This is a genomic window from Acinetobacter lwoffii (assembly GCF_024129115.1).
Lineage (GTDB): Bacteria > Pseudomonadota > Gammaproteobacteria > Pseudomonadales > Moraxellaceae > Acinetobacter > Acinetobacter lwoffii_T.
This window is the reverse complement of record NZ_JAMXXO010000014.1, coordinates 75,668-82,464: the sequence shown is the minus strand read 5'-3', so window position 1 is coordinate 82,464 and position 6,797 is coordinate 75,668. Positions and strand designations below refer to the sequence as shown.

Annotated in this window: 7 protein-coding genes; 1 reads left to right on the top strand and 6 read right to left on the bottom strand. The window is 44.0% G+C overall.

Annotated features, from left to right (window positions below; genetic code table 11):
* Positions 1-83: 83 nt before the first annotated feature.
* From cysG to rplU, 6 genes are all read right to left on the bottom strand, one after another.
* Entirely contained in the window at positions 84-1,466 is a 1,383-nt protein-coding gene (cysG, locus tag NI470_RS11190) for a siroheme synthase CysG (protein ID WP_253148375.1), read from the bottom strand.
* Positions 1,467-1,539: 73 nt separating this feature from the next.
* Positions 1,540-2,811 carry a serine--tRNA ligase gene (gene serS / locus NI470_RS11185; protein WP_153566828.1) on the bottom strand — a complete coding sequence of 424 codons (1,272 nt, stop codon included), beginning with the start codon at positions 2,809-2,811 and terminating at the stop codon, positions 1,540-1,542.
* Between the two features lie 112 nt (positions 2,812-2,923).
* A complete protein-coding gene (locus NI470_RS11180; RefSeq protein ID WP_153566827.1) occupies positions 2,924-3,673 on the bottom strand; it encodes an RsiV family protein in 750 nt (249 codons plus the stop codon).
* Positions 3,674-3,842: 169 nt separating this feature from the next.
* Positions 3,843-4,538 (bottom strand): outer membrane lipoprotein periplasmic chaperone LolA, encoded by a 696-nt coding sequence (gene lolA / locus NI470_RS11175; protein WP_153566871.1) that lies wholly within the window; start codon positions 4,536-4,538, stop codon positions 3,843-3,845.
* 246 nt (positions 4,539-4,784) lie between these two features.
* Positions 4,785-5,039 carry a 50S ribosomal protein L27 gene (gene rpmA / locus NI470_RS11170; protein WP_004280639.1) on the bottom strand — a complete coding sequence of 85 codons (255 nt, stop codon included), beginning with the start codon at positions 5,037-5,039 and terminating at the stop codon, positions 4,785-4,787.
* Between the two features lie 19 nt (positions 5,040-5,058).
* Complete coding sequence (gene rplU, locus NI470_RS11165) at positions 5,059-5,370, bottom strand: 50S ribosomal protein L21 (protein ID WP_004280640.1); 312 nt, start codon at positions 5,368-5,370, stop codon at positions 5,059-5,061.
* A gap of 445 nt (positions 5,371-5,815) precedes the next feature.
* Here rplU and sdsA point away from each other — a divergent pair, with 445 nt between their 5' ends.
* Positions 5,816-6,793 carry an All-trans-nonaprenyl-diphosphate synthase gene (gene sdsA, locus NI470_RS11160; protein ID WP_004280641.1) on the top strand — a complete coding sequence of 326 codons (978 nt, stop codon included), beginning with the start codon at positions 5,816-5,818 and terminating at the stop codon, positions 6,791-6,793.
* The last annotated feature ends 4 nt before the right edge of the window (positions 6,794-6,797 follow it).

The following is a 6,797-nucleotide window of genomic DNA, read 5'->3' as shown; positions in this document are numbered from 1 at the left end:
GCGCTCGGGCAAAGCAGTGCTTTGCTTATCCTCTTACTTCAGGCACAGCCTTCGTCTTGCGCTCGGGCAAAGCAGTGCTTTGCTTATCCTCGCTCATGCCATTGCAATTGTTCACGTAAGCGTACAACTTCACCAATAATGGTCAAAGTCGGGGCTTGAATCTGATGTTCGGACACTTTGGATGCAATATCGGCAAGCGTTCCTACTACAACTTTCTGTTCAGGCGTCGTACCTTTAGAAACCAAGGCCACTGGCATGTCGGCTCGCTGACCATGAGCGATTAATTCTGCACAGATTTTCTCCAGTCCCACCAGCCCCATATACAGCACTAAGGTCTGGTTTTCATAGACCAACTCATTCCAAGGCAATTCTGGCGAACCTTCTTTTAAGTGACCAGTCAGGAAACGCACACTTTGCGCATAATCACGATGGGTTAATGGAATGCCGGCATAGGCTGAACATCCTGAAGCTGCAGTAATACCTGGAACCACCTGAAAAGTAATCCCAGCAGCAAATAGTTCTTCAATCTCTTCACCGCCACGCCCGAATATAAATGGATCACCACCTTTCAGACGGCAAACCCGCTTTCCTTCACTGGCATATTTGACCAATAAAGCATTAATCCCATCTTGCGGAACCGCATGATTGGAACGCGCCTTACCCACATAGATCTTTTCCGCATCGCGGCGGCACAGCTCCATAATTGGCGCTGAAACCAGTCGGTCGTAAATCACCACATCGGCTTGCTGCATCAAACGCAAGGCTTTTAAGGTCAACAATTCTGGATCACCAGGACCCGCACCGACCAAGTAGACTTCACCTTTCGGCTGTTGCCATTCCTGTAAGGCCTGCTCAATCAGGCGATCTGCTTCCGCAATATTGTCGTTGAACACCTGTTCTTTTAGCGAACTGGCATATAAATCTTCCCAGAAAATACGGCGTTCATCCGGATTGACAATTTTAGCCTTAACCGCACTGCGCCATTTTCCTGAAAATTCAGCCAGCTTGCCCATTCCATGCGGAATAGTCGTTTCCAGTTGGGTACGGATCTGCCGCGATAATACCGGCGACGTGCCATTCGATGCCACCGAAATGACCAAGGGCGAACGGTCAATAATCGCAGGCACCATAAACCGGCAATGCGGCGGATCATCAACGCTATTGACCAGGACATTTTCCGCTTCACACAGTTCAAAGACCTGACGATTGGTCTCTGCATCGTCAGTCGCTGCAATAACCAGTCGATATGGACGTAACGCAACTTCAGGATGAAAAGCCGCCTGCACATATTGTCCTTGGCTATTTTGCACAATTCGCAGCAGACTCTCTTCAATTTCAGGCGCAATCACATGAATGATCGCACCTGCTTTTTGAAGTAAAAGTGCTTTACGGTATGCAATATGTCCACCACCGACAATCAGACAAGGTTGCTGTTGCAACTTTAACGAGATTGGAAAAATATCCACGAACTACCTCAAAATTATAAATCTGACTGTCTATGCAATTTTCATGCACATTTAGGGATGCTGAGATCGACAATTAGTCGATATAAGTCACACCACCCATATATGGACGTAATACTTCAGGAATCTCAATCGAGCCATCGGCACGTTGATAGTTTTCCATCACTGCAAGTAAAGTACGACCCACGGCCAGACCTGAACCATTCAAGGTATGCACAAATTCAGTTTTCTTCTGATCAGCACGGTAACGCGCTTTCATACGACGCGCCTGGAAATCCCCCATGTTTGAGCATGAAGAAATTTCACGGTAGGTATTTTGGCTTGGTACCCAGACTTCCAAGTCATAAGTCTTGGTCGCACCAAAGCCCATGTCACCACCACAAAGTAAAATTTTACGATATGGAAGTCCGAGTGCTTGCAAAATGCCTTCAGCATGGCCAGTCAATTCTTCAAGCACTTGCATCGAAGTTTCAGGTTTTACAATCTGAACCATTTCGACTTTGTCGAATTGGTGCTGACGGATCAAACCGCGGGTATCACGACCATAAGAACCTGCTTCACTACGGAAACATGGTGTATGCGCTGCATATTTCAATGGCAGACGGTCTGCATCAATAATTTCATCACGTACGAAATTCGTCACTGGCACTTCAGCCGTCGGAATCAGATAAAACTCTTTTTCACCCTGCAGCTTAAACAGATCTTCTTCAAATTTAGGCAGCTGACCTGTACCGCGCAATGAGTCTGCATTGACCAGATAAGGCACATAGGCTTCAGTATACCCATTTTGGTCTGTGTGCGTATTCAGCATGAACTGGGTAATGGCACGTTGTAAACGTGCTAATGGACCTTTTAGTACGCTAAAACGTGAACCGGTTAATTTGGTCGCGGTTTCAAATTCCAGACCGCCCATCATTTCGCCCAGATCCGTATGGTCTTTGATTTCGAAATCAAATTCACGCGGTGTACCCCATTTCAGGATTTCCACGTTATCACTTTCGTCTTTACCTTCAGGCACAGCTTCATCGGGCAAGTTTGGAATAGACAGTAATTTTTCTTCAAGCTCAGTTTGCAGTTCAGCCAGTGCTGCTTCAGCCGCTTTGATTTCATCACCAATCGCAGACATGCGTGTCATGATTTCAGATGCGTCACCACCTGCTTTTTTAATTTGACCGACTTGTTTGGCACCGGCATTACGTTCAGCTTGCAGGGTTTCTGTCTTGGACTGAATCTCTTTACGGCGTGCTTCTAGGGACGCCCACTCTTCAACATTGAGTTGAACACCACGTTTTGCCAAGGCTACATTTACAGCCTCAATATTATTTCTGAGTAATTTCGGGTCGATCATAATCAATCTTTGCAGAAGAAAAAAACTGGCTATAGTGTAAGCTCTTAACGTCAAAAAATACAGTGACCCTGACCCTAGCTGCGTCCTATTAGTACAATATTTAGGAAGCTTCTTACTGCAAAATGGCTAAATATTCAGGCTGAATCACTTCATTTAAATCCGCATAGGACACTTTTAATTCAGGCATTCCTGTTGCCGCCGGAGCTAACTCGCCTGCCGGATACACCATTACCAGACCAGACCTGTCAAAATAATAGTTATCACTCAATTTTAACGGCTGTTGTTGAATCCTTTGCGTACTCAGCCATTGAGTATTGGCCTGATACATTGCATTCAGCAGTTTCTGCTCACCGCCATTTAATAATAGTTGAGAGAGGGCCAAACGTTTTCTCTGCTTTAGATCAAAATTGATATATTCCACATGTTTCAGAGAAGCATTTTTATTCCTTGCCAGATTGGAACTTTTTAAGGCAAAAGTCGCCAGATAAGCACGCTGATCGACAAATTCCACCTTGATAAAGCGCTGATCCAGATAATGCGGCTCATCGGCTTTTTTAGGATTTTTCTGGGTGACCTTGGTGAATGCAACAGGTTCGGTATGCTGAATGCGCTCAATAAAATATTGATCAATCCAGTCAATATTACTGTCCACCGTTTGTAGATCGAAGCATACGCAACCTTCCAGTTCACACACCACTTTGGCTGCCCCTTTCACAGGAACGGTCTTGGCTTCAATTTGCGTAATCCGATCTGTTTGCGCAATCGTTGCCACTGAGCTGGAGTGAGGCTGACAACCCATCATACCCACAGTGAGTAACAAGACAGCGTAAATTTCAGCAGTTTTCAATAGATTAATTTTCATCCTGAGCTCCAAAAATTTTGCAATTTCATTGACTCGACTTTTATTTATTCTAAGATGCTCTTGTGTTTAGATATAGCTGAACCTTGTAGCCTATCCAAAATAATCCTGATGATCGGCAATAAAAAAGCAACCTCGAAAGGTTGCTTTTTTATTTGGTTCATATTGATGCTTATTGATCAATGATGTCAGTACCTTTTGGTGGAGTAAAGTTAAAGGTAGAGGCTGGAATACTGCTATTTACTTTTACATTGCTAAATTTGATATTGGTGGTTTGTCCCAATGAATCCTGCAAGATCATCAAGCTTGGTGCTTTGTTCGCGCCAAAGCTAATGGTCAGGCTTTCAAACACACCATCGGTATTTTTAGGATACAGCGTGTAATAGGTTTTGCCTTTATTTGGCTGAGTCACCCGGTAAGACTGCATAATCTGACTGGTGTTTCCTGACAGCAATAACGCCGGTGTATTGGCAACCTGCTCATCTAAGCTTTGACGAACGGCTTGCTGCAAGTCCGGATCATAAATCCATACGGTTTTACCCGTGGTTGCAATGACTTGCTTCGACGGTGCGGTCGTTTCCCAATAGAATTTACCCGGACGCGCGACTTTCATCACCCCTTTAAAGGTTTGATTCATATGTTGTGCAGTCAAACCTTTTTTCTGGGTCGCTCTTGGATTGGTTACCTTGGTGCTTTGTTCGAAATTTGCAGTCATGCTACGCACATGATTGAGCTGCTTGACCAGACTGGCTATTGCCTGTTGCTCCGAAGCTGCCACAGGTGCAGCAAACACGGTTGTACTCATCACCGGTGCTAAAGTCACTGCACCCAGAGCCATAGCACAGACGGTTTTACGAAGCATATTCATAATTTCACCCTTATATTTTGCGTGATCGCAATTTATTTGATAGCTCATCTTAAACGAAAATTAAAAGCTAAAATGATAGAAAATAAGAACTTTTGTATTGTTATTAATTCGAAATCGGTTTTTTTGTTCATCATTATGAAGATTTCAGGACAATTTTTACATTATGGAATGTCGATTAATCTTGACATTAATTTTCAGGCATAAAAAAACCCACAAAAATTGTGGGCTTTTTTCTATCTCAGCGGATTACGCGTCAACAGATACGTAGCGACGGCCAAATTGACCTTTCACTTCGAATTTTACTACGCCATCAGCAGTAGCAAATAATGTATGGTCACGACCCATACCAACGTTTTGACCAGCGTGGAATTCAGTACCACGTTGACGAACGATGATGTTACCTGCAGTTACAGTTTGACCACCGTAAACTTTAACACCTAACATCTTAGGATTCGAATCACGACCGTTCTTAGTCGAACCACCGGCTTTTTTAGTTGCCATGTCTATTTACTCCTCGTAATTAGCCTGAAATAGCTGTAATTTTCAACTCAGTGAACCATTGACGGTGACCTTGTTGTTTACGGTAGTGTTTACGACGACGCATTTTGATGATGCGGATTTTGTCGTGACGACCATGGCTAACTACTTCAGCAGTTACAGTAGCACCAGCAACAACTGGAGCACCGATTTGAATGCTTTCACCGTTAACAAGCATCAATACGTCATCAAACGTAATAGTCGCGCCAGTTTCAGCTTTCAATAATTCTACTTTAAGGGTTTCACCCTCAACTACACGGTGCTGTTTACCACCGCTTTGGATTACTGCGTACATAATGTACTCCAAACAAGCCCGTGTCGTCGTGCCGATAAAGGAATATATCGAACTTAAGACGTACGCCACTGGGGGGATATCTAAGGGCGAGGATTTTAAGGGATATTCAAAAAAACAACAAGCCATTTTACTGAAATAATAATGAGCAGGATGCGCTAATTATTTAAATATTAAATAATTTCTATCAAATCAAATACTCAAGATATATTCAGCAACAAAATAATACAGCAGAAATCCGGCCGGTTTGATTAATATACTCAGCCTGACGAATAGGGCGATGCCCCTGACCTTTCCTGATTTTTATGGCTCGAAATCTGGATCGAATCTACATAAGATCTATAAAAAGCTGATTTTTAGTGGAGTTTATGCATTTCTTAGGTTTCACTCATGTTATAAATTGTTAAACTACGCCCAGCGATTTACCAGACTAGAGGTTTTCTTTCACATGACCATCGACTTTAAGCAAGACATTCTCGCGCCTGTTGCTAACGACTTTGCTGCGATGGACACATTCATTAATGAAGGAATTACCTCAAAAGTTGCATTAGTGATGGCCGTCAGCAAACATGTGGTAGAAGCGGGTGGCAAACGTATGCGCCCGATTATGTGCCTTTTGGCCGCCAAGGCATGCGGTGCTGAAAATTTAGAACCGCACCGTAAACTGGCTGCAATCATTGAAATGCTGCATACCGCAACACTGGTGCATGATGATGTAGTAGATGAATCGGGTCTGCGTCGCGGCCGTCCGACGGCCAATGCGACCTGGAATAACCAGACTGCGGTTTTAGTCGGTGACTTTCTGATTTCACGTGCTTTTGATTTGTTGGTCGATCTGAACAACATGGTGTTGCTCAAAGATTTTTCGACCGGTACCTGTGAAATTGCTGAAGGTGAAGTGCTGCAACTACAATCCCAGCATCAACCGGAAACCACTGAAGCGACTTATTTGAATATTATTCATGGCAAAACTTCGCGCCTGTTTGAACTGGCCACCGAAGGTGCTGCCATTTTGTCGGATAAAGATGAATTCCGTCAGCCTTTAAAAACCTTTGCCGGACATTTCGGCAATGCTTTCCAGATTATTGATGACATTTTAGATTACACCTCCGATGCGGACACGCTCGGCAAAAATATTGGTGATGATCTCATGGAAGGTAAACCGACCCTGCCATTGATTGCGGCACTGAAAAACACCACCGGTGAGCAACATGAAATCATCCGTCGCAGTATTGCGACTGGCGGTACGGAACATCTGGAACAGGTCATTCAAATTGTCAATGAATCTGGTGCGCTGGATTATTGCCGTCAACGTGCTACAGAAGAAACTGAAATTGCAATTGATGCCTTACAGGCATTACCTGACTCCGAATATCGTCAGGCCCTGATTAATCTGGCCAAACTGGCCCTACACCGAATTCAGTAACTTT

What these genes read in the sequence shown, in the direction of transcription:
- serS (WP_153566828.1), bottom strand. Translation starts at nt 2,811, where the DNA reads ATGATCGACCCGAAATTACTCAGAAATAATATTGAGGCTGTAAATGTA.
- NI470_RS11180 (WP_153566827.1), bottom strand. Translation starts at nt 3,673, where the DNA reads ATGAAAATTAATCTATTGAAAACTGCTGAAATTTACGCTGTCTTGTTA.
- lolA (WP_153566871.1), bottom strand. Translation starts at nt 4,538, where the DNA reads ATGAATATGCTTCGTAAAACCGTCTGTGCTATGGCTCTGGGTGCAGTG.
- rpmA (WP_004280639.1), bottom strand. Translation starts at nt 5,039, where the DNA reads ATGGCAACTAAAAAAGCCGGTGGTTCGACTAAGAACGGTCGTGATTCG.
- rplU (WP_004280640.1), bottom strand. Translation starts at nt 5,370, where the DNA reads ATGTACGCAGTAATCCAAAGCGGTGGTAAACAGCACCGTGTAGTTGAG.
- sdsA (WP_004280641.1), top strand. Translation starts at nt 5,816, where the DNA reads ATGACCATCGACTTTAAGCAAGACATTCTCGCGCCTGTTGCTAACGAC.